The sequence below is a fragment of the Lacticaseibacillus brantae DSM 23927 genome (assembly GCF_001436115.1).
Taxonomy (GTDB): domain Bacteria; phylum Bacillota; class Bacilli; order Lactobacillales; family Lactobacillaceae; genus Lacticaseibacillus; species Lacticaseibacillus brantae.
The window spans coordinates 223,663-244,554 of record NZ_AYZQ01000002.1 but is presented as its reverse complement, the minus strand read 5'-3'; the positions used below and the strand labels follow the sequence as shown (position 1 = coordinate 244,554).

Annotated in this window: 24 protein-coding genes and 3 pseudogenes; 10 read left to right on the top strand and 17 right to left on the bottom strand. The window is 44.4% G+C overall.

Annotated elements, in window-relative coordinates:
• Window positions 1–31: 31 nt before the first annotated feature.
• The gene (locus tag FC34_RS05365; protein WP_057894372.1) at window positions 32–1,465 is read right to left on the bottom strand and encodes an MDR family MFS transporter; all 1,434 of its coding nucleotides are present in this window, start codon (window positions 1,463–1,465) and stop codon (window positions 32–34) included.
• Between the two features lie 236 nt (window positions 1,466–1,701).
• Between FC34_RS05365 and FC34_RS05360 the strand changes: the two genes are divergently transcribed.
• Complete coding sequence (locus FC34_RS05360) at window positions 1,702–2,052, top strand: MarR family winged helix-turn-helix transcriptional regulator (protein WP_162259766.1); 351 nt, start codon at window positions 1,702–1,704, stop codon at window positions 2,050–2,052.
• Between the two features lie 77 nt (window positions 2,053–2,129).
• On the opposite strand, the gene FC34_RS05355 is transcribed toward FC34_RS05360, so the two are convergent.
• On the bottom strand, window positions 2,130–2,936 hold the full coding sequence (locus FC34_RS05355; RefSeq protein WP_057894370.1) for an oxidoreductase: 807 nt from the start codon (window positions 2,934–2,936) through the stop codon (window positions 2,130–2,132).
• 118 nt (window positions 2,937–3,054) lie between these two features.
• Between FC34_RS05355 and FC34_RS05350 the strand changes: the two genes are divergently transcribed.
• Window positions 3,055–3,630, top strand: a complete 576-nt coding sequence (locus FC34_RS05350; RefSeq protein WP_057894369.1) for a TetR/AcrR family transcriptional regulator — start codon at window positions 3,055–3,057, stop codon at window positions 3,628–3,630.
• A gap of 403 nt (window positions 3,631–4,033) precedes the next feature.
• Window positions 4,034–4,333, top strand: a complete 300-nt coding sequence (locus tag FC34_RS05345; protein WP_057894368.1) for a hypothetical protein — start codon at window positions 4,034–4,036, stop codon at window positions 4,331–4,333.
• A 199-nt stretch (window positions 4,334–4,532) separates the two neighbouring features.
• Here the strand turns inward: FC34_RS05345 and FC34_RS05340 are convergent, their stop codons facing one another.
• Both FC34_RS05340 and FC34_RS05335 read right to left on the bottom strand, forming a co-directional pair.
• On the bottom strand, window positions 4,533–5,066 hold the full coding sequence (locus tag FC34_RS05340) for a GNAT family N-acetyltransferase (RefSeq protein WP_057894367.1): 534 nt from the start codon (window positions 5,064–5,066) through the stop codon (window positions 4,533–4,535).
• Window positions 5,067–5,148: 82 nt separating this feature from the next.
• Complete coding sequence (locus FC34_RS05335; protein ID WP_057894366.1) at window positions 5,149–5,505, bottom strand: MerR family transcriptional regulator; 357 nt, start codon at window positions 5,503–5,505, stop codon at window positions 5,149–5,151.
• Window positions 5,506–5,605: 100 nt separating this feature from the next.
• On the opposite strand from FC34_RS05335, the gene FC34_RS05330 reads away from it, so the two are divergent.
• Window positions 5,606–6,469 (top strand): SDR family oxidoreductase, encoded by an 864-nt coding sequence (locus FC34_RS05330; RefSeq protein ID WP_057894365.1) that lies wholly within the window; start codon window positions 5,606–5,608, stop codon window positions 6,467–6,469.
• 140 nt (window positions 6,470–6,609) lie between these two features.
• Here the strand turns inward: FC34_RS05330 and FC34_RS05325 are convergent, their stop codons facing one another.
• The 3 genes from FC34_RS05325 to FC34_RS05315 all read right to left on the bottom strand — a co-directional run bounded on the left by FC34_RS05325 (window position 6,610) and on the right by FC34_RS05315 (window position 9,282).
• Window positions 6,610–7,386, bottom strand: a complete 777-nt coding sequence (locus tag FC34_RS05325; protein WP_057894364.1) for an ABC transporter permease — start codon at window positions 7,384–7,386, stop codon at window positions 6,610–6,612.
• 26 nt (window positions 7,387–7,412) lie between these two features.
• Entirely contained in the window at window positions 7,413–8,291 is an 879-nt protein-coding gene (locus FC34_RS05320; protein WP_057894533.1) for an ATP-binding cassette domain-containing protein, read from the bottom strand.
• A 361-nt stretch (window positions 8,292–8,652) separates the two neighbouring features.
• Window positions 8,653–9,282, bottom strand: a complete 630-nt coding sequence (locus FC34_RS05315) for a DUF998 domain-containing protein (protein WP_057894532.1) — start codon at window positions 9,280–9,282, stop codon at window positions 8,653–8,655.
• Between the two features lie 182 nt (window positions 9,283–9,464).
• On the opposite strand from FC34_RS05315, the gene FC34_RS05310 reads away from it, so the two are divergent.
• From FC34_RS05310 to FC34_RS05300, 3 genes are all read left to right on the top strand, one after another.
• Window positions 9,465–9,944, top strand: coding sequence for a MarR family winged helix-turn-helix transcriptional regulator (locus FC34_RS05310; protein ID WP_057894363.1), 480 nt, complete (start codon window positions 9,465–9,467; stop codon window positions 9,942–9,944).
• A gap of 142 nt (window positions 9,945–10,086) precedes the next feature.
• A complete protein-coding gene (locus FC34_RS05305) occupies window positions 10,087–10,524 on the top strand; it encodes a MarR family winged helix-turn-helix transcriptional regulator (protein ID WP_057894362.1) in 438 nt (145 codons plus the stop codon).
• Between the two features lies 1 nt (window position 10,525).
• A complete protein-coding gene (locus FC34_RS05300) occupies window positions 10,526–11,206 on the top strand; it encodes a GDSL-type esterase/lipase family protein (RefSeq protein WP_057894361.1) in 681 nt (226 codons plus the stop codon).
• 290 nt (window positions 11,207–11,496) lie between these two features.
• On the opposite strand, the pseudogene gpmA reads toward FC34_RS05300, so the two are convergent.
• Window positions 11,497–11,694 (bottom strand): annotated as a pseudogene (gene gpmA, locus FC34_RS05295) (2,3-diphosphoglycerate-dependent phosphoglycerate mutase); the annotation flags it as partial.
• Between the two features lie 695 nt (window positions 11,695–12,389).
• On the opposite strand from gpmA, the gene FC34_RS05285 reads away from it, so the two are divergent.
• Window positions 12,390–13,154, top strand: coding sequence for a matrixin family metalloprotease (locus FC34_RS05285; protein WP_083479251.1), 765 nt, complete (start codon window positions 12,390–12,392; stop codon window positions 13,152–13,154).
• A gap of 151 nt (window positions 13,155–13,305) precedes the next feature.
• Here the strand turns inward: FC34_RS05285 and FC34_RS05280 are convergent, their stop codons facing one another.
• On the bottom strand, window positions 13,306–13,584 hold the full coding sequence (locus FC34_RS05280; protein ID WP_057894358.1) for a hypothetical protein: 279 nt from the start codon (window positions 13,582–13,584) through the stop codon (window positions 13,306–13,308).
• Between the two features lie 55 nt (window positions 13,585–13,639).
• A pseudogene (locus FC34_RS05275) lies at window positions 13,640–13,831 on the bottom strand (hypothetical protein); the annotation flags it as partial.
• 89 nt (window positions 13,832–13,920) lie between these two features.
• Between FC34_RS05275 and FC34_RS05270 the strand changes: the two are divergent.
• Window positions 13,921–14,517: a TetR/AcrR family transcriptional regulator gene (locus FC34_RS05270; protein ID WP_057894356.1), complete on the top strand. Its 597-nt coding sequence runs from the start codon at window positions 13,921–13,923 to the stop codon at window positions 14,515–14,517.
• 145 nt (window positions 14,518–14,662) lie between these two features.
• Here FC34_RS05270 and FC34_RS05265 read toward each other — a convergent pair whose 3' ends face one another.
• From FC34_RS05265 to FC34_RS05255, 3 genes and pseudogenes are all read right to left on the bottom strand, one after another.
• Window positions 14,663–15,304: a nuclear transport factor 2 family protein gene (locus FC34_RS05265; protein WP_057894355.1), complete on the bottom strand. Its 642-nt coding sequence runs from the start codon at window positions 15,302–15,304 to the stop codon at window positions 14,663–14,665.
• Window positions 15,305–16,039: 735 nt separating this feature from the next.
• Window positions 16,040–16,249: pseudogene (locus tag FC34_RS05260) on the bottom strand (2,3-bisphosphoglycerate-dependent phosphoglycerate mutase); the annotation flags it as partial.
• A 113-nt stretch (window positions 16,250–16,362) separates the two neighbouring features.
• Window positions 16,363–16,926 carry a DUF1643 domain-containing protein gene (locus FC34_RS05255; protein ID WP_057894353.1) on the bottom strand — a complete coding sequence of 188 codons (564 nt, stop codon included), beginning with the start codon at window positions 16,924–16,926 and terminating at the stop codon, window positions 16,363–16,365.
• A gap of 128 nt (window positions 16,927–17,054) precedes the next feature.
• Between FC34_RS05255 and FC34_RS05250 the strand changes: the two genes are divergently transcribed.
• The gene (locus FC34_RS05250) at window positions 17,055–17,270 is read left to right on the top strand and encodes a hypothetical protein (protein ID WP_057894352.1); all 216 of its coding nucleotides are present in this window, start codon (window positions 17,055–17,057) and stop codon (window positions 17,268–17,270) included.
• A gap of 56 nt (window positions 17,271–17,326) precedes the next feature.
• Here FC34_RS05250 and FC34_RS05245 read toward each other — a convergent pair whose 3' ends face one another.
• The 4 genes from FC34_RS05245 to FC34_RS05230 are packed head-to-tail and all read right to left on the bottom strand — an operon-like array spanning window position 17,327 to window position 20,888.
• Window positions 17,327–18,472 (bottom strand): tyrosine-type recombinase/integrase, encoded by a 1,146-nt coding sequence (locus FC34_RS05245; protein WP_057894351.1) that lies wholly within the window; start codon window positions 18,470–18,472, stop codon window positions 17,327–17,329.
• 14 nt (window positions 18,473–18,486) lie between these two features.
• Entirely contained in the window at window positions 18,487–18,795 is a 309-nt protein-coding gene (locus tag FC34_RS05240; protein ID WP_057894350.1) for a helix-turn-helix transcriptional regulator, read from the bottom strand.
• Window positions 18,788–20,446 (bottom strand): DUF927 domain-containing protein, encoded by a 1,659-nt coding sequence (locus FC34_RS05235; protein ID WP_057894349.1) that lies wholly within the window; start codon window positions 20,444–20,446, stop codon window positions 18,788–18,790. Before FC34_RS05235 ends, FC34_RS05240 begins: the two co-directional genes overlap by 8 nt.
• Window positions 20,436–20,888 (bottom strand): hypothetical protein, encoded by a 453-nt coding sequence (locus tag FC34_RS05230; RefSeq protein ID WP_057894348.1) that lies wholly within the window; start codon window positions 20,886–20,888, stop codon window positions 20,436–20,438. Before FC34_RS05230 ends, FC34_RS05235 begins: the two co-directional genes overlap by 11 nt.
• Window positions 20,889–20,892 lie beyond the last annotated feature (4 nt).

Here is a 20,892-nt window from a genome sequence, read left to right as displayed (position 1 = left end):
CAAAGATAGTCTTCAAGGTAATAACTAGCAATTACGCTTTTTTCTTAGGTTGTTTCAATGCCAATGCAAAGCCAATCCCAACAACTCCGATAATTGTTGCGATAATCAATGACGCCTGAGCGCCACTGACCAAGGCCAGATGCATCCCATGACCATAAGCAGCTGGATCGGTCTTCAAGAGGCTCGCACTTGGTGAAGCCGCGGTAGCCTTGGACTGCATGACAGAGACAAGAACGGCAGTGCCGATGGCGGCACCGACCTGGCGGACAACGTTGTTCGCTGCACTCCCGTGGCTAATCAGGTCAGGCGTCAAGCCCTGCATGCCAAGCGTCCCTGCAGGCATCATCGCAAAGGCCAAGCCCATATTCCGTAAGGCATAAATCGCAACTAATTCCCAAATTGGGGTCGTTAACGTCAACCGACTAAGCAATAAGGTGCTTAACGCCATCACCGTAATCCCAAAGACAACAATTTGTTTGCCCTTATTCTTCTGGACAAGTTGCCCAGAGAGTGGGGCGAGTAAGAACATGACGATGGCCCCTGGCAATAGGGTTAAACCAGATTGAAAGGCAGTCAAATCGCGGGCATTCTGCAAGTAAACGGGTAAAACAAATTCCACAGCGACCATACTGATTTGCGTAATCGCACTAATAATCGCCGCCACGGTGAAGTTACCACTCGTAAAGACTTTCAGATTCAACATTGGATCGCTGACGACTAATTGCCGCCAAATGAAAAGCCCAACCACAACAATCCCGACTAATCCAGGCAGCAATGTGTGTACGTCTGTCCAGCCATAGTCTGAAACCATCGACGCGCCGTAGAGTACCCCACCAAAACCGACTGTGGAGAAAACGACTGACCAGAAATCCAACTTGGTCGTCTTATGTGGCACCACGTCAGCCATGAAGAACAGGCCTAAAACAAACGCTAAACCGACAACAGGGGCTACAATCCCAAAGATTGAGTGCCAGCCCAGGTTATCAACCAAAAAGCCACCCAAGGTTGGCCCAACAGCTGGCGCAATCCCAAAGACGAGTCCCAACAGTGTTGTTGGCGTCCCGCGATTTTCCTTCGGATACACCGAAAACAGGATTGTCATCGTTAATCCGTTCAATACCCCACCACCAACAGCTTGGAGTAAGCGACCAACTAGTAAGACCGTGAAGTCTCCTGAGAAAGCAGCCACAACTGAACCAACTAAGAATACGCCTAAAGCACTTGATACCAGCCATTTCGTATTGAAACGATCGGCCATCCAAGCAGAGATTGGAATCAGAATCCCACCGATTAATGAATAACCAGTCGAGAGCCACTGGACTGTTGATAAATCAACTTTAAATGCATCAATAATACTTGGTTGTGCCACCGACAGAATCGTCTGATTGAGCATCGTGACAAAGGCACTCAAGATTACCACTACCACTAATATCGTCCGATTGTAACGGACATTTGTCTTTTCCATTTCAATACCATCCTCAAAAAATATTAATGCAACTTAGGCGCCTAAGTTGTTGATGTAGAGGATTATACCCGCATTGATTAGTTTGTCAACATGTTAGCTAACTAATTTGTTAATTAATTTTGCGGTACAATAGATTCATCGAAACTGTGGAGGAAAAAGCGATGTCCAAATCCGACGAAGTTAATATTCTAATGCGCTCAATAATACTGCAAGAACAACGTTTTTTTGAGGAACAGGTGGCAGAATTTAATGTCACCCGCTCGCAGGCGCAGACGTTAGGCTATCTTGAGGAAAACCCCGGCGCGAATCAACGCCAAATTGCGGAACATTTTTCACATCGCGAGGCCAGCGTCTCCACCCTCTTACGTAATCTGGAGAAGGCTGGCTACATCGAAAAGCACGTGAGTTCAGGCACGCAAGACCGGTCAAAGAAAGTCTATTTGACCAGTAATGGCCAACATGTCGCGCAGCAATTGCGGCAGCGATTTAATACAACTAACCATCAGAGTATCGGCGGGCTTAGTGAGCGCGAAATCGATGAACTCATCACTCTCCTGACTAAAATCCATGACCATCAGAACAACTAATATTATTTGAGATCAAAAAAGGAAGCCATGCAGACATCGCACGGCTTCCTTTTTATTGAGCGTGAACCTGTATCGCACTAGCGGACCAAGCGTGTGACTAGTCGATCCACCAATTTACCGGGAATAAATTTCATTAACTGGACTGAGACCTTTTCTTGGAATTTAATCTGGTATCGAATTTTAGGATTCCGAACTTCACTCGCCTTTAAAACCACCTTAGCCACATCGGCAACTGTTGCATTACTATTCTGAAGTGTGTTGGCGACGCCTTCAGTTAAAGCACGGTAAGGCGAATCCTTAGGCGTAGCTTCCAAGAGGCGACCCACGGCAGTCCCTTGCCAATTTGTCGCTGTATTCCCCGGTTCCACAACCACTACGTCGACACCAAATGGTTTCAGTTCAACCCGTAAAACATCTGAGAGAGTCTCAAGCGTGTGTTTGGAAGCATGGTACCAGCCACCTAATGGCGTGTAGCTTTGCCCAGCCAATGAAGAAATATTAATGATACGACCGGATTTTTGGGCCCGCATGGTTGGCAAAATCAATTGAATCAATCCAATTATCCCGAAAACATTCACGTCCATCTGCCGACGAGCTTCATCCAGCGTGACCTCCTCCAAAGCACCAAAGGAACCATAACCAGCGGAATTAACGAGAAGATCGATGCGTCCATATTCGTTTAAGATATCTTGAATGAAAGTTTCGCGGGAACCAGCCTCAGTGACGTCTAAATGTGCAATCTCAATGCCAAGGTCTTTCAAATCAGCCATTGCTTCGACTCGGCGCGCACCACCAATAACTTGATAGCCGTTTTGTTGTAATGACTTAGCGACTTCTTTCCCGATACCCGAAGAGGCACCTGTAACAACTGCAATTTTTTTCATAATGAGTTTCTCCTTTTTCAAAAAAGTTAGCGTTATCGTTTATCAATAACCACATATTAGCGATAACGTTATCGTTTGTCAAGTTGAAACACAAAATGTTTTTGCGTACACTACAGCTATGAAAATAAAAACAGAAAAACAATATAATCGCATCATCGAAGGCGCCACTGCGGTCTTACTAGCTGAGGGGTTGGCCGGATTCTCTACGTTGAAGGTTTCTAAGTTGATTAAAATGTCACAATCAAATATTTACGTCTATTTCAAAAATAAAGAAGATTTGTTGATTTCAACTTTCACCTATCATCAGCAAAAGTATGTAGCGGAGTTAACCAAGGCTTGGCAACCAGAGCTGCCTCCCCGTGAACTGCTAAAGGCATTTATCCGAGCAGTCTATCAGTTTAGTCAAGACTTCAAAGATTCACTAGCCATCATCTGGATGGTCCGCCAAAGTACTGAACTCCGCTCAAAAATCCCCCAGGTTGAGGACGACCAAATATTCAAAGATCTCTTCAATTTGTTGGCAGACTACCAGAATCAAAAAATCATTCGTGACTACCCGCTGCTCTACACAACCAATGTCATCTTCGCGGCAATTATCAATTATATTCAACTGCTCGATAGTCATGAGCTGTCGAACCAAGAAATGCCGCTTGATGCGTTGGTGACTTTTGTCGCTGATTTTCTTTTTGTCTGAAGGTGCTATCTAAGAGGACTTTTGCCTGCGTTAGACTAAAAAAGCTTGAACCCGATAATTTTCGGATTCAAGCTTTTTGAATTAATCGATATTTGAAGCCTCAACACTGACATTTTGCCGGTGTGGTGCACCACCAAGCACATCAATGATGTGGTCGTTGGCGTCCGCAAAGCCGGCCACAGTGTCAGAAAAACGCCGAAGGTCACGAAGGTCTTATCGCCCATCACGGCTGCCAATCTACGTCAAGCTCACCAACTGGTCGAAACTGGTCATATGAGAGGTAAAGTCGTTGTCATGAACAATTAAGCAATCCCCCCATTGGTAAAATTTTGATTGTCCTTTTACACACAAGATGTACACTGTGGGTGACTGGACACTGTTGGCACTTTTAGGAGATTGGCAGATGAACGAAGAAAATGATGTTATCTTGCGCCAAGTCAAAAGTTTTGCTGAAGGATTAGGCTACATGTTATCAAAGAAATCTGGTGGCAAGGACGATGTGGCTGTTATTTTTGAGGATCGCGAAATCGATCTTGGCCCCTATCACGACGCATTAAAGCAAGAAATCAAGACACACGGCATTGTCGCCGCCTCCCAACTCTTAGAATCTTGGCGCACCAACAGAATCAAAGACAATCAATATGAACAGCTCTTCAACTGGTTACAGGAAGAACGCTTTGGATTAGACAGCGAAGACCGATAATCGCAGCAAAGCAGTGTCAACAATAAACGCCATTTTTTCAATGCAGCCCGCGTTTGTGAGGCTGTATTTTTATTGCCCAATGCTGGGTTAGATTGGCTTTCTCAACGGTACCCGCAAGGCCAGCTGGATGCTAACAATAACTGCGTAGAAATAGAAAAATTCCTATCCTTGAACAATCTATGGCAGGAATTCTTTATCTTTACAGATTCAATTCATACGCTAACCGCGCGTTATCTTCGTGATCAGCAGCCGGTTCATCCACATAGATTTTACCGCGGTGTTGATAACCGACACGCGTGACCACGGCCTGCATTCGCTTATTCAGAGCGTGGGTATCAATCCGAAAGTTGCGGATGCCGTCGCGATACGCGGCACTAATCAAATTGGAAAAGAAGAAATAACTCAGGTGCTGGCCGGCATAGCCATCCCCGATGGCAATCCGATGAATAGTGGCATACGGATCAACCTCATTCTGCCAACTGCCATCCCAAATTTCAGCATAATTGGGGTCATTGCCCACAATCATTGTGGCTGTCCCAGCGATTGTGCCATCCACCATCAACAACCAACACTGTTGCGCTGAAATATCCTGCCGTAGTGTGACTGGATCTGGATAGCCATCTTGCCACTGCGGACTGCCATCTGCCTTGAGCATGGCCTTAGCATGGTCGATAATCGTCATGATTGCCGGTAAATCACGCTGAACTGCTCGTTTAATGTAAATCAAGCTCATCTTTTGGCCCCCTTTATCCCGTATTTCCAAGATAGCATAATCATCTTGTACTTGGCATCAATGATTATTAGTATCTTTAAAACTAATTAGGTGAGACGGCTTTTTGGCGTTGCGCCCGATGCCACTGAGTTTTGTACTCCAGAAACGCCATGGTTTCATCTAATTGTTGCATCTGGGCCGAAATTCTCTCTTTTGCTTCAGCCAACATTTTCAGTGCCGTGTCATCGTCCATATTATCGGCAAACAATTGCTTCAATTCAGCGATACTGACGCCTGCCCGACGAAAAAGAATGATTCTTCGCGCCTGCTCGCTTTGCTGACGATCGTAATTTCGATTCCCATTTGTCTGGCGACTCGCTGAAATCAGCCCAATTTGTTCATAGTACCGTAATTTTGATGGCGCAACATCTAGCTTTGCCGCTAACTCAGTGATATTCATCTTTTCGCTCCGATTCCGTCAAAGTTGCTTGACTTAAAGTTACTTTAACCGATTATACTACACTTGTTGTGAAGTAAAAGACACCCAAAGGAGAATACAGATGAATAAAACCATCGTCATTACAGGGACCGCCAGTGGTTTCGGGAAACTAGTCGTCGAAATGTTTGCAAAAGCAGAGTGGAACGTTGTGGCCACGGTGAGAAAAGACAGTGACTTGACTATTTTTGATCATTTAGACAACGTGACCACGTTAAAATTAGATGTTAATAACGAAGGAGATGACTTAAACTTCGGTGAATTGGCCAAAAAGCAATATGGACGCGTTGATGCGCTAATCAACAACGCTGGCTACTTCCAGGCGGGACCGCTTGAAGGCACATCGATGGATCAAGTGCACCGCCAATTTCAAACGAATGTCTTCGGTTTAATTGCATTGAATAAGGCATTTATTCCCATCTTTCGCGAACAGCGCTCGGGCGTCATTGTCAACGTCAGCTCCATCAGTGCCGAAGAAGGCTTCCCTTACACATCGGTTTATGAAGCGTCTAAAAGTGCCGTCTTGAGTTTAACTGAAGGCATGAATGCAGAACTCGGAGAATTCGGTGTCATTGTTAAAGTCCTGCTGCCAGGCAACATGCAAACCAACATTTTCAACAAGACAGAAGTAGCTGAAACCACGATCGCTGATTATGTGGAACCGTGGCAACACTTCAATGCGATGAACACCGTGCGCTCTAACCCTCAGATTACCGCTGACGTCATGTTTAGGATGGTCACAGATGGTAATAATAAACAGGTCCGCTATTACAGCGGCCCAGATGGTGAAGCGGTCCCTCGAGTTAAGCATCTCCTCGGGCAACAATGGTTCTGGGAAGAATTTAATCAGCGCAACCACGGTAACCCAACACCACTTTGGAACTCATTAATGCCAAGTCCACAAGCTGATGATGTAAAACGCGAATAGCACGGAAATAAACGTCAATACAGGCGATCTCGCCATATAAAGTGCCCCATAATTGTTAGACAAACAATCTAACAGTTATGGGGCACTTTATTGAAGTTGGCCTTTTGATATGAAATAATTCGGCGAAAAAGCAGTTGGCATTATCTAGTATTGCGCCGCCGAAAGATGATTAGTCCTGCGCCTAAGAACAGCACGGCATAGACCAAATACCCCGCACTCATCTCGAATAAACTGAGATGGGTTACTTCCGACATCGATGGGGTCATAATCTGATCGCCGATGTTCATCATATTGAACGGTGTCCATTTTAGCCAATCATGTTGGATAATGAATTGAAACAACAGTTGGTTGAAAATACTGGTGATAAAGTAAGTCGCAATCCCTGCCACAAGTGCCGCGGTTGAGCTCGTAAACAGCGTTCCTATCAGCAGCACAAACGTAAGTAAGAATATCAATGATAAGAACGAGCCTAAGCTAGTTAATGCCCAAACTTGCAAGAAAGAATGCCCACCAGGCAATTGAACAGACAGTGGGATTGTCTTTTGAAACATCATCCAGTGCAAGACTAGGCTAATAATCATGCCGGCCACATAAAGGGTGATGGTATAGATCAATAATGATAGCCATTTACTGATGAGCACTTGATAGACTGAATATTTGCGGTACAACAGTGATTTCAACGTTCCCGACTGAATTTCAGTAGACAGGGTCGTGCTACAAAGTGAAATCATAAAAAAAGCAATCATAGCCGGCACAAAGAAGTTGCCCAAGAAGGCTTTCTGAGGATTAACCACTTGCGGATTGTGCGAAACATAAACCGCCGCTGCAATCTGAAAGACTAACAGGAAGCCCCAAAAATAGGTCAGCGTCGGGCGTTTAACCAGTTTGTATATTTCTTGCTTCACTAAATTTCCCAAAAGAATCTCCTCCTAAGTTTGCCTTGTCATTCCCCAATGGCATTGAAGACCGACGTCTCCAAATCGGCAGGTTGTTCATAAATCCGCTTAATCGTTAAATCTTGGTCAAGCAGTGCTGTCAATAGATGATTGAGGCTGTCATCTTTGACTAACACTCGCAATTGTCCTTGATCAAGGTCGGTCTGGTAACCAGCTTCGGTGAGCGCCTGTTGCGCGACTTCATCTTTATCTGTCTGGATTTCAATAAAGTGCTTCCCGTTATCCAAGATCTGGCTCATCGTGCCCGCAAAGATTAGGTTGCCTTTATCAATGACGATAACGTCGTCGGCAATCTTTTGCAGTTCAGTCAGAATGTGACTGGAAATTAAGAATGACACGCCTTGGGCCTTTTCTTCAGCAATCAAATCTCTGAGCTCTTTGTTAGCCTTTGGGTCCAGACCGTTCATCGGCTCGTCCAAGATAACCAGCATTGGCTTGTTGACTAGTGCTAACGCAATGCCCATTTTTTGGCGCATCCCCAGCGAATAACTTGCTGTCTTTTGGTCGGCGTAACCCGTCATATGTAATTTATTGAGGACGTCATCAACTTTGCCCTTCTTGTCATTGCCAGTGGCAAAGAGCGTCAATTGTTCCCGGGCAGTCAGGTACCCATACAGACCGGGATATTCAATCAACGCACCGACAGAGTCAAGCGCTCGGTGGTCATGAACAGACACCGACTGCTTATCCAATTCGATTGACCCACTAAATTCCGAGATACCCAATATCGTCTTCATGATGGTCGTTTTACCGGCGCCATTCTCGCCAATTAGTGCAGTCACTTTTCCGCGTTCAAGATCAAATGACAGATTATGTAAAACTTCCTTTTGACCAAAGCTCTTCTTTAAATGCGACGCTGACAACACAGTACTGTCCACACCAATTTCCCCCTTATAATAACCAAATCACTTTTCATATTACTTTCCCTTGCTTAAAACAATAGTTCAACGTTATAAATCTGTAAAGCGATAGGCAACTGTCAGCGTATCCATTTATTAGAATCGTAAGAAACTCAGCCTGTAACTTTTGAATGAATGGCAACCTGACTAATCGCGTATGTTCCGTTATTATCAAGTCAGTCAATATACCAGCCGTCGTCTTTCGCGCGCTAGACGTTGTTCCTTCTTAGCCACAATTAAAAAAGTCTGACATTATCTGCCAGACCTGTATCGAAATAATATATAGTAGAAAATCGATTGCGCCGTCACCACATAATTGAAATCCGAGCTAGTTTTGTGACACTGGATTAACTTTTAGGAGTGAGTAGCCCGCAGCCATTAATCCAATCAGAAATGGATAAACTGCACCGCGCTCGATTAGTCCGATAATAATAATTGGATGATTATCTGGTGCCAAAATCAATGCTGCAGTGTATCCCACCGTGGCAATGACCCCGATGATTCCAAGCACGACTAGCAACATCTTTGTTTTGTGTGAGACTGGCATATCAGAACGACCTAGCAAAATAGAAATTACATTCCCAGAAATGAAAGCCATGAATGCCCCAAAACTATGATACATCCCAGTGCCATCAACCAACGCCTCGCCGGACCCATGAAAGACGCCAACTAAGATTCCACCGAATCCCAATACCAAAGCCAGTACTGACAGAACCCAGCGATGTGTGTGCCCTAGGTGGGGGAGTAACAGCACTCCCAGCCCCAATAAGATACCAAAACTGACAAAACCTAAATTCATGACCCAAGCAAGTGGCGAGATCATATACTGCCCAAAGAGATGCGATGGCCCCCTAACACCTAAGTTACTAATGAAATTGTAGGTATAGCTATATGCTGGATGACTCCACGCAGCAGCAGTGATGAACTCTGTTAGGAAAAACACTATCCCTCCTAACATTAAAAAAATTCCGGCAAGTTTCCAAGTTTTTTGAAGATTATTTGTTAGCAAGAGATCGACTTCCTTCTGTATTATTGTGTGACAAAAGTGATAAACTAGTTTACATTAGTCATGTACCTGACGAAATATATTGTATGGTACCTGACATGTTTTGTCAACACACTAATTTAGGAGCGATGAAAATGGCAGTGACGAATACCGAACTTACACTGAAGCTCAACCATTTAAACAATACGTTGAAACAATTACGCCAATTCAAGGTAAGCAGACTATCTTTGATAGATCCTAGTAGTGGCCAGGGCAAAGTATTAGCCACGCTGAAAGAAATTGGTGCCATCCCACAATCAGATTTAGTCAACCAACTAGGTATGAGTCGCCAATCCGCTTCAGAATTAATCCGCAAGCTGGAGAAACGTGGTCTCGTTAATCGAATTAAATCCGAAACTGACAAACGTGTTTTTCAAGTGTCACTCACCGAGAAAGGCATCTCTTCTGCCAACAGAATCAGTGTTAACGAAGAAGATTATATGGATGCCCTCTCTGACGACGATAAAGCGACGTTTGACAAGATTCTTAATACCCTTATTAAGGAGACTGACTCACAATATGACGTTGCCAAAAAGAATTTCGGCGCAAATATTTTTGGAACTAAAGGCCAATGACAACAACCTCAAAGTACTCATTAATCTCCCCACTTCAAAAGAAATGGAGAGATTTTTGAATAAGCAAAATTTAGATTGACATTTTAGCTAACACTGTTTATTATAATTGCCGTTAGCAATTTTATAACTAAAGGAGCTGCCCATGAATGCCAAGCAACTAGCCCAACAGTTTATTACTGTCATGAAACAAAATCGAGTCAGTAGCGCTCGAGATTTTAGTGAAAATGCTCTGGGTGTTGACTACGTTCTCTTTCAGTATTTGGATCAGCACGAGAACGTCACCCCAAGCGATCTTAGTCAAGCTTTACATGTCACGACAGCCAGAATGACAGTTATTCTGCGCCGCCTTGAAAAAGCCAACATGATTACTCGCAGTGCCCACCCAACAGATTTGCGCAAATTCATCATTGCGCTCACACCGACTGGCCGCAAAAAATTAAAAGACCAAGAGACCAAACAACTCACCTACCTCACTGATCTGATGGCTTACCTGGGCGAAGAGGACGCCGAGGCTTATATCCGCATCGTTTCAAAATTAGCCAAGCGGCGTAATCAATCGAAAACAGAAAGAGGCAATTAATATGGCAAAGGAAACAACAGACTTAACTGATTTAAATCCAGAGATTAAGGCGTTTCAAAACAGTTTGCGCATGAAATATGACCAACAGAACACTTCCGCAGAGAAAGGCCAAATTGTCTTCGTTGGCTCGTCATTAATGGAAATCTTTCCCATTGAAAAGATGCAGCAGGAACAAGACCTGGGTTTAACCAAGACGATTTATAACCGTGGCGTCCGTGCAACGACCACCGCAGATTTATTGGCTCACATGGACACCCTCATCTTTGATTTGCAACCCAGCAAGATTTTTATCAATATTGGGTCTAATGATGTCGGTTTTAACGTCCCCGAAGAAACTTTTCTCAGCAACTATACTAAGATTCTTGAGCAAATTAAAACAAAGTTGCCTAACACAAGGGTCTACGCGATGGCCTTCTATCCAGTCAACACCACACATAACTTTGGTGAAGAAGAAGATGAACATAGCCATCTTTATGAACACCGATCGAATGAGTTATTGGAAGACGCTAGCGAAAAGGTCAAGCGCATTGTCGAAAAAGCAGGCGATACATTTATCAATGTCAATGATGGTCTAACCGATTCCACTGGCAACTTGAAACCTGAATACACGTTTGATGGAGCGCACATGCTACCAAACGGTTATCAGGTTGTCTTCAACAATATGAAACCATACCTCGATTAATTACTTGCTGTGCTAAAAGCTGCCATTCCAACTAGAGTGACAGCTTTTTTTGTGCGAATACCTTGTTGCCATATAGATAAATCTTTGGACCAATACTGGTTAGAATCTGAGTGGGTTCTTAGTGATCCCAGTGCGCACATTTAATTAGCTCGAGAGTCTGCAAGTGCCAATTCTGTGCAACGATATGGCCAATTATGGCAAAAAAAAGAACACCCACCGAAGTGAGAGTTCACAGCCAAGTAAGCATTAACGTGTTCCCAGAGACTGTCGATTCTGCTCACACTTCTTAATTACTTACCTAACTTTGTTTTGTTTGTAACGTTCAACTTGTCGTCGAAGTCATGCACAACTGGTTCACCAGTTGCCATTTCTAAGTTGATGATATCTTCATCAGAAATGTTTTCGCTGTACTTGGTTAAGGCATGTAATGAGTTACCGTGAGCAATGGCAAAGGTCTTGCCGTCTAACAAGTCAGGGGCGATATGGTCTTACCCAGAAAGTGAATAATTTTCGCATGTGGATGCCTTATAACTCAATGGGTTCGTACTATATTTTCACAATCTCGAGGGCCGCTCAGGAGCACTCGCACTTTTCACATATTTAGAATATGCTACTGATCAGCCGTTTTCTTCGAAGGTTTAGGCTCACTTATTGGTTGGAATTTCCACATTCTACCTTGTAAACTCACCGGATGTACTGGTTTCTGACTGATAGCATTAGTCAGCATTTCAACTTTGTCTGTTAACTTTTCTTCCTTGATAACGGTAATCAGTTCATCATATCGTGCATTTACTACCTGAGATTTATCCGGTAGTGATCCGATTGCTAATATGACATGGTCTACTTGTTTGGCTAGGCTAATAACCTCTGTTATACCTTGTGCTGTACTACCGTCAGATAGAGCTTTATCGCTTAGGTGTGCGACCGGTTGACTGAATAGGATCGCTGTCGCAACACCGCCACCGCAAAAGAATACCACGATGACACCATTTCAAAGCTATAAATAAATATCCGTTATTTCAGATGTCAACTTGACAGGATTAGCGCCTTCTCAAAGCGTCTTTTGTCATAGCTTCTATGCCTGTGCACTGGGTTAAGATTTGCTTACGTCCTTCCAAGGTCTGACGACAAAGCCTCGACAAAATAGTATGCTGGTCAAAATGATTCAGGAAGGAAGATTCCCATGGCGAACCATCGTGGGCTCGCGTGGCTGATTTTCATTGGCGGCGCCACTTTTTTAATTGCCAGTGATTACAGCCCAGTCCCAGCCCCTCAGCGACTCCAGGCTCAAACCGAGTTGCGTGAAACTGTAGATTTCGCTAAGAACAAATTCGATCAATTTGTTGCCAGTAGTCAAAATCAGCCCAAAGTTGAAGTCTCACAACAGTCCCAACCAAAAGTAAACGTGACACCAAAAGAAGCCACGGCGAATCGCGCGCAGTCCCGCCAGGCGGACACTGGGCAAGCCACCCCGATTGTCTCAATCGTCCAAGGTGCGTCTCTGAGCCGCACCTACTATTACACCTTCGACACAAACGACTCACAGGCCGTGCGCAACGTCTTCGCCCATGCGGTAGACGTCTATAACGCAACCGGGCTCGTCAATCTGATTCCAGGAACGGGCACCAGTACACAAAATCAAATTGAGTTCTCGATTTATCATAAGCAAATGCCCCTCAGTCAACGTGTCTCTCTTGAATTAGGTCAGGGTGGGCCCGAGATTATCAGCCGTGTGTGGGGTGGGATGACCATCAATCACGCGACCGCTAGCCTCAACGTGACCTATCCGGAATCCATCGCCCAATCGGTGGCGATTCACGAGTTAGGCCACGCACTGGGGCTCGATCACAGCACCAATGCCGCTTCCGTCATGTACCCCGTCGATCAAGGCAAAACCGCCTTATCGGCTGAGGACATTGCTGCGCTCAAACAGATTTACAGCGTCTAAGGCATGAAAAAGAAGCTGTGACATAACTATACAATCTCGAGCGAGAGCCGCAGGAATCCGAAGATTCCTGCGGCTCTCGCTTTTTGATAGAATATTTTACCATGTATCAACTTACTCTTGAAATGGGTCCATCATTTGTGTCTGAAAAAAATCATCCTGCCCCTGAAATCAATAATCTGTTTGAGCCATTGTACTCTTCCAGTATTTGCTTGGCAGCTAGTTCACGATCATGTAAGTGAGCTGGCCCCTGATAAGACGTCACCATAACCAGCTGCGGTAACCGATCATATAGTTTCTTCGATGGTAATAACTGCATGTCCAGCTCACTCCTTTCAAGTGCGTCTGTCTCGACACCTACATCTGCGGGTGACAACGAGTGACCAATCAGGCTACTCAGTAAGTGCATCAGCCTTCGTTCTTCAAGCGCCATACGTTATTCCTCCTGCGGCAAAATAAAAAGGCCTGACATTATCTGTCAGACCTTTTTATGAATAATATATATTTGCAAATTTGTTTGTAACGTTCAACTTGTCGTCGAAGTCGTACACAACTGGTTCACCAGTTGCCATTTCTAAGTTGATGACATCTTCGTCAGAAATGTTTTCGATGTGCTTGGTTAAGGCACGCAATGAGTTACCATGAGCAGCGATGATAACCTTCTTGCCGTCTAACAAGTCAGTAATCCACTCTGAGATTCAATTTCAAGGACTAGCCTGTCCTATAATCATTGACTGTTGTCATATCATGTTAAAATATCACTAAAGAGGTGAGTACTACGCAAACTCCTGGTATTAAATTTGCTCGCTATCAACAACCTGACAAGCGCCTCCAAGCCACGCAAGACAAACTTTTCAAGGCGCTGACACATTTCTTTATTACTGAAGTACGCTTTGAGTCAATCACGGTAACCCAACTATGTAAAGAAGCTGGAATTGTTCGCCAAACTTTTTACCGCCATTATAACAATCAGCTCGAGATCCTTGAAAATCATGTTGCTAACATTGCAAATGATTTTTTGGCGCTCATCGACAAAGTTCCAGTCAGTGTCGTCGATCTACCACAGACAGTGGTTCAAGAGTTAAAGAATAATCAGATGCTCTTTGAGATGATTTACTGGGCCCACGCAGAAGAAGCGGCCATTACTGTCCTGGCCAACGATATGATGCGCGTCACATTCATTGATGACCGGCAGAACGATTTTCAAGGATTTGTTAATGAAGTCGTCGCGCGCAATGTGTTTAACTTTAGTCGCGTGATGCTTAAATATCCCACGATAGACACCAAAATGTTAGTCAAACTCTACAGTTTAATGGTGCCAGATCCCCGGAATATCTTTCAACACTTATCTGGTGGCAAACATTAACTTGCTGTGACAACACACTATGCTGGCCATCCTTTTCAACATTCTTCAAACGCCCTATATTATTCCTACTGCAATTAAAAAAGCGAGCGTCCCAGAAACATAGGATTTCGGGATGCTCGCTTTATTCTGTTTTGATTTTTAAAAACTAATCCCGCTGTTCATAAAACCAGTTGCTAGCATTTCGATAAACTTTTTCCACGGTTTCAGGCTGATCATCACCAGGCAAATCTTGGCGACTTTCAAAGCCCGTACGACTAAGCACGTAACACAGGCCTTGGTAACTCTCACGATAGGATGTGAGTTCTTTCAAATCAATATTAATGCTGACACTTGGAATAACTGGGATAATTTCATCCCGTTCATAAATACAATCTGCGTCGACAATCTTCCAGAGCCCGTTAATTTTTTCTAGGCGGGTAAAAATACGTGCATACGAATGCACCTCAATCGGTTGATTGTCTAATTTAATTCTCGGTGACAGCATCATGACTGGCATCTCCGCGATAGCTTTATCGCCATTAAGCCAAACTTCCGTGTAAAAAATCTTCTGCTTAGCACCACCACCATGAGCCGCAGCAACTTTTTCAAAGTAACCAGTGGCTGGACCGTCATACCAAGAAACGTGTATTAGGGCGTCATCACTGTAACAATTAGCTTCTTGTTCATATAATCCACTATCACGTGTATAGCGTTCATATTCTAATAACTCACGAATCTCGGCGCGATCTTGAAATGCCTGCTTATCTGTTTGATCCAATTGTTCATCGTAAAAATATGCTTGTGTCATTATTGTTAGACCTCCATCAAATTAATCAACATCTAGTGCATTATCCATGATAGTAAATGGGCACTTAACTCCGCACTGCAAAGCTCAATGCACCTCAAGCGTAATAAGTTCCATCATTTGATGCCTTCGTTAATCACCATTTCGTGATTACTTCTTAAGCTTACAATGTGACTCAGGGTGAATCAATCGTGTTTGTGGACAAATTCGGCAATAGTGTCACACACGAGCTTATCCAAACAGGATAACCATCACATGGCGAATGAACCACAGAAACAGATACGGCTTTGCCATTGACTAAAGAATATGAAAGCTATGTTTAAATTCATAATAATTCTTGACCTAGGTGCTTTTAAATCATTTAGTTTCTCAACCTTCTTCCGCTAATTTTCATCCCTCTGCCCTTCTCCTTTAGGAAAAAATGGCCTGACATCATTTGTCAGACCTTCATAGAAATAATATAAATTTGCAGAATTGGCTTTATCGGCAGTGCCCATAGTGACCCAAGTGACGCAGATTAAACTGGGTCTAGGGTCTACAAGTGCCAATTCCATGACACCCTATGCAATTTATGGCAAAAAAAGAACACCCACCAAAGTGAGTGTTCCAACTAGGAAAGTATTAACGTGTTCACCCTCACAACAAACTCCGTCCAGCTTACTTCTCCGCGGATGCACGCATCCGTCCTCGAAGTTATGCTGGTACTCGTTTGTTACCTGTGAGGCTTCACACTTCTAATTACTTACCTAACTTCGTCTTGTTTGTAACGTTCAACTTGTCGTCGAAGTCGTACACAACTGGTTCGCCAGTTGCCATTTCTAAGTTGATGATATCTTCATCAGAAATGTTTTCGATGTACTTGGTCAAGGCACGTAATGAGTTACCATGAGCAGCGATGATAACGTTCTTGCCGGCTAACAAGTCAGGAGCGATATGGTCTTCCCAGAAAGTCTTTAGGCCTCACGTGGGAATGTCTTATAACTCAATGGGTCTACGCGATTTTTTCGCAATATCGAGGGGTCGTTTAGGGGCACTCGCTCTTTTCACATATTTAGGATATGCTATTGGTCAGCTATTTTCTTCATCGTTTTCTTCGAAGGTTTAGGCTCACTGATTGGTTGGAATTCCCATGTTCTACCTTGTAAACTCAACGGATGTGCTGGTTTCTTACTGGTAACATTAATCAGCATTTCAACTTTATCGGTTAGCTTTTCTTCCTTGATAACGGTAATCAATCCATCATATCGTGCCTTTGCTACTTTTGATTTATCCGGTAGTGACCCCATCGCTAATATGACGTGGTCTACTTGTTTAGCTAAGTTAATAATCTCCGTTATACCCTGAGCTGTACTACCGTCACTCAGAGCTTTATCACTGAGATGCTCGACTGGTTGGCTAAACAGGTTTGCAATTGCAACGCCACCACCTTTAAGTGCTCTTATATGGTTCATTATCAGTAAACGGGTCACGTCGAGTATCTTAGGATCACCAACGGATGGGTAGTTTGCAATCACTAAGTATTGGGGTAATTCTGTCTCCCATACCCATCTAACCCAAAAGACGTTTTTAGCTGTTGTCCTTGATGTGACTTCAATAGTTTCTAGTATCGCTGGTTGATTTGGCATATTGATTTCTCCTTCAGTTATTTACGCTTGTGTGCCTACTTTTTGACGGGGATTCGGGGATTTACTTGTCCAATTCCGCTTGATTTATCGAACATACGTTCGTATAATAATCAGTGAGGTGATGCTTAATGACTAACGTTCTACATCTTGATGACTTTACTATCACTCGCTCTGGTTGTCCCGGTGGTTGGACGAAGGTTCGGCACCACGGAGAGACTATTGGCTTGATTGAGACTGATAAGTTGTTCGACGACCTACCGCGTATCCTGAATCGACCACTAACATCCGATGAGCAGGCAGCTATTCCCTTGTTAGCTCCTCGGATATTCAAATTGACTGCATAATAAAACCGCCATTCCAACTTATCATCGGAATGGCGGTTTCTTTGTATTGTAGCTTGTCAGGCATTGTTGGCTTGATCAAGCACGGCTAGTGCCTTATCTTGCTCCTCCTTCACGGTATCAGGCAGTAACCCTATATAGTAAGTTTGGGTAATCACTGTGCTGGCATGGCCCAGGAAGGCAGATACGTAACTGAGACTAATGCCTTGAGATATCATCAGGCTGGCTATCGTATGTCGCAACGTATGGGTACTAAACTTTGCTTCGATACCTAAACGTACTTGCAGTTGATGGTAGCTAGCATTCAGATTCTTAGCATCAGGTAAATGTCCACGTTTATTCCACATCAAATAACGTTCAGGGTTCGTAATACCCTTGGCAAGTAACCACTGTTTATGCTGGGTGACCCAGCGACGAATTTTCAACATCACTTGTGGGGTTACTGGTATGGAGCGCTTAGCCTTTTCAGTCTTAGGTTCCTTCATCAGCTTATGCAGGCTATCCCAACTTTGGTCAATACGGATTTCGTTATTGTCGTAGTCGAGGTCGTCTTCTTGGAGGGCTAAGGCTTCTCCTGCGCGCATCGCCGTATTGGCAATGATGAATAGAGCGAACCGATTGACATCTTTCAACTGATAGTCGTAATCAAGCAGGAAGTTACGCACGCGATAATAGTCAGCCCGTGACATGAATTTATGATCATCCTGCTTCGTCTTACTGCGATCCGCCACGATGTTAATGCGCGTATCAGTGGGGTTCTTGGCAATGACACCCTCAAGTACAGCATCCTTTAGACAAGCACGTAACTGTGACCGTTGTTTCTTGGCGCTAGCCTCACTCATATTTAGGTGGTTGAAGTAATTTTGGATGACACCTTTGGTTAGGTCGCGCATCCTTACGTTTGGCAACAGTCGCTTTAGGTGAGTCAACGTCAACCGATAACTATCTAGCGTAGCAGGCTCGACGGATGGTTCCTTATAGAGTTTCACCCACATGGCGAAGTAATTTATCAGGAGCATATCCTCGGTAAATGCGTCAGCACCCTTGCCTTCTTCAACTTGTTGTTGGGCAATCCACAGTTCAGCATCCTTATGGCTATCGAACACCTTGGACTTCCGCTTACGCTTACCATCCTTGCTGAACGACATAATCGCCTTGTAGGGATGTTGACTACCCGTATTAGGATTCTTAATGATTTGTGGCATGACGCGTCCACCCCCTACTTGTCGAGATACCAGCTACTAGATTTACCGTCAATATAGCTTCTCAGTGCACCCACAGGGACACGGAACTGCTTTCCAGAAGGGCCAACACGCATCCGTGGGAAAAGCGGGTCTTCCATCATCGTATTCAGCGATGCCCGGGATACTCCAAGGTACGTTGCGGTCTCATTCAACCTCATTAGGTATGACAATGGGATTCCCCCTTGCTCTACACCCATTGGTATGTTCCTGTTGTACAATAATTGACCCTCCTGTTCAGAAAATTTCTGTGTGTCATCATCATCAAACTCTTTGTCGTTATCCAATACTCTTGACCTCCTTAGTCATATCAATAGCAGCAACAATAATTTTGCTTGCCCCATACCGAAAATACAGCCTTTGAGACTCATACTTACTCATGCCAACATTTTTAAATGCGGTCAGGACAGTCGTAGCATCTGGCAGATTCAGCTCTTCCAGCAAACTATCGAACTGGGGCTGATAAATCATGACATACTGCACGCCTTTGATGTGTTGTACCCATCCATACGCATTAGGTTTTTCTGGGCTAGTGTTCTCAAAGTCAGTCCAGTTGTCACTGAGCCAGTTCGTGATTGCGGCATACGATTGAGTGGCAACATCTGCTTTCAAGGCAAGCCCTTGGAACTGGTTCCAAAGAACATCCATAATCGCTTGCTCATCCACATCAATAGTAAACAGCTCCGAATACATGCGAATTGCCATCAGAATGACGGCAACTTTCGTTTGAACCCGACCAATAGTTGGTGAATATGCTTCTGGTGTTCCAAAGACCGCCATAGCTTCCGCAAACTTTTGCCTAACCTGCTCCAGTGACAATGACTGCAAGTAATTAGCAAAAGGCAAGGCAGCCGTACCGTACGTGTTTGAGAATGCCGTCTTAATGGCTTGGGCATGCTCAGCGTTTTCAGTAAAGGGTAACTGGAATTCCAGTAAGCGCACGAATAGTCCACTTGACGTTGACAGGCGCTCCCCTAAGCTGACTTCACCAGTAAAGTACACCCATGTTGCAAAGTGACTTCCACCTTTTAATGTGGGGTCACTACTCAATCGACGTTTTTCAGCCCCATTCCCGATGCTATAAATCAGCTGGTCAAATCTGGTGCTTTCAATGTTGCCGCCAATATCGTCGTAGCCAATCCCAACACCGTAATTACCGCTGAGGCTGTTAACCATCGCATTCTGGGTTGAGTTGAAACCAAGGAATAGTGACCCTGCTTTTGTATTTGATGGCTGCCCAAACACTGACAGCATCGCCATTAACGCAGAAGACTTTCCTGAGCTACTAGGCCCAACAAACGCAATCGCGGCACCACCGATATCGAGTGACGTATTCTGAACCGCATCATACCCGGCAATAATCGTGGCAAAAGCGACACCCAACGCAATTTCTAAATTGGTCCGGCCTTGTATGAGCCACTTAACATTGTTAATCCAGTCACCAAGGGTTCCATATGGCGACAAATCAAAGTCACCCAAATACTCGCCCACCAGCTTACTACCTTCATCGATAGGTTCGTTCATTGAAGCCAATCGATACACTAGTGCACCTGACTCGGTCGTGTGCCATCCGGGTGACACATACTGCACCAACTCAACCGCTTGGTCACGTGCCTGCTGCAAATACATGCTTAGTTCCCGCATGTTGTAGGGATCAATAACAACCCCGAAGCGGCTTAACCGTGCTACCTGTGGTCCTTGTAAGCTGTCAGCATCAATCACTTGGGTGCGAATTTGCCCACCACTGGTATAAGCAATTTCAGTGGTTAGCTCCCCAGTTTCTTCATCCCGCAACGTTTTCACAGGAAGAATAGGACTGGACAACCAACTGTTGCCTTCTTCTCTCATAGCATAAACACCATCGCAATTTAGCTTGAAGCGGCCAAGCTCGACGGACTCTTCACCGGCAATGATTTGCCTAAAGTATTTACTTACCATTGGGCGTCTCCTTAAAGAAGGCCACAATTCCTGGTTGACCGTTGGTTGAATCACGCTCTGCTTTCATGGATCGATACAAATTAACAGCATCCTTCTCATCGCATGGACCGCACAACAACTTCAAAGATTGGACGTCAAACCCCGAATCAGGTGCAGGGAGTGTGCCGTCCCAATCATTAACAAGTGTGGCTTCAAACCAGCATTTTAGAAAAACACTGAAAGTTTCAGGAATGTCCGTGATAAAAGGGGAATGGCGCCTAATGGCATCCATTCCAACAATCCACTCATTGTCGTCAGCGTCTTCTGTGTCAAACAGCATTGGTGACGTTTCTAACCAGGCAACCTTCACGTTTAACACTAAGCCCGGTAATGGATCTGGATCAGGAATTTCAGGTAGTGTCAGCAACTGCACAAGAACTGTTGTTTTATACGAATTTTTCATCAGA

Bases quoted from the DNA above. Each gene is read 5' to 3' on its own strand.
- FC34_RS05365 (WP_057894372.1), bottom strand. From the start codon at position 1,465: ATGGAAAAGACAAATGTCCGTTACAATCGGACGATATTAGTGGTAGTG.
- FC34_RS05355 (WP_057894370.1), bottom strand. From the start codon at position 2,936: ATGAAAAAAATTGCAGTTGTTACAGGTGCCTCTTCGGGTATCGGGAAA.
- FC34_RS05350 (WP_057894369.1), top strand. From the start codon at position 3,055: ATGAAAATAAAAACAGAAAAACAATATAATCGCATCATCGAAGGCGCC.
- FC34_RS05345 (WP_057894368.1), top strand. From the start codon at position 4,034: ATGAACGAAGAAAATGATGTTATCTTGCGCCAAGTCAAAAGTTTTGCT.
- FC34_RS05340 (WP_057894367.1), bottom strand. From the start codon at position 5,066: ATGAGCTTGATTTACATTAAACGAGCAGTTCAGCGTGATTTACCGGCA.
- FC34_RS05335 (WP_057894366.1), bottom strand. From the start codon at position 5,505: ATGAATATCACTGAGTTAGCGGCAAAGCTAGATGTTGCGCCATCAAAA.
- FC34_RS05330 (WP_057894365.1), top strand. From the start codon at position 5,606: ATGAATAAAACCATCGTCATTACAGGGACCGCCAGTGGTTTCGGGAAA.
- FC34_RS05315 (WP_057894532.1), bottom strand. From the start codon at position 9,282: ATGTTAGGAGGGATAGTGTTTTTCCTAACAGAGTTCATCACTGCTGCT.
- FC34_RS05310 (WP_057894363.1), top strand. From the start codon at position 9,465: ATGGCAGTGACGAATACCGAACTTACACTGAAGCTCAACCATTTAAAC.
- FC34_RS05305 (WP_057894362.1), top strand. From the start codon at position 10,087: ATGAATGCCAAGCAACTAGCCCAACAGTTTATTACTGTCATGAAACAA.
- FC34_RS05300 (WP_057894361.1), top strand. From the start codon at position 10,526: ATGGCAAAGGAAACAACAGACTTAACTGATTTAAATCCAGAGATTAAG.
- FC34_RS05285 (WP_083479251.1), top strand. From the start codon at position 12,390: ATGGCGAACCATCGTGGGCTCGCGTGGCTGATTTTCATTGGCGGCGCC.
- FC34_RS05280 (WP_057894358.1), bottom strand. From the start codon at position 13,584: ATGGCGCTTGAAGAACGAAGGCTGATGCACTTACTGAGTAGCCTGATT.
- FC34_RS05265 (WP_057894355.1), bottom strand. From the start codon at position 15,304: ATGACACAAGCATATTTTTACGATGAACAATTGGATCAAACAGATAAG.
- FC34_RS05255 (WP_057894353.1), bottom strand. From the start codon at position 16,926: ATGCCAAATCAACCAGCGATACTAGAAACTATTGAAGTCACATCAAGG.
- FC34_RS05250 (WP_057894352.1), top strand. From the start codon at position 17,055: ATGACTAACGTTCTACATCTTGATGACTTTACTATCACTCGCTCTGGT.
- FC34_RS05245 (WP_057894351.1), bottom strand. From the start codon at position 18,472: ATGCCACAAATCATTAAGAATCCTAATACGGGTAGTCAACATCCCTAC.
- FC34_RS05235 (WP_057894349.1), bottom strand. From the start codon at position 20,446: ATGGTAAGTAAATACTTTAGGCAAATCATTGCCGGTGAAGAGTCCGTC.
- FC34_RS05230 (WP_057894348.1), bottom strand. From the start codon at position 20,888: ATGAAAAATTCGTATAAAACAACAGTTCTTGTGCAGTTGCTGACACTA.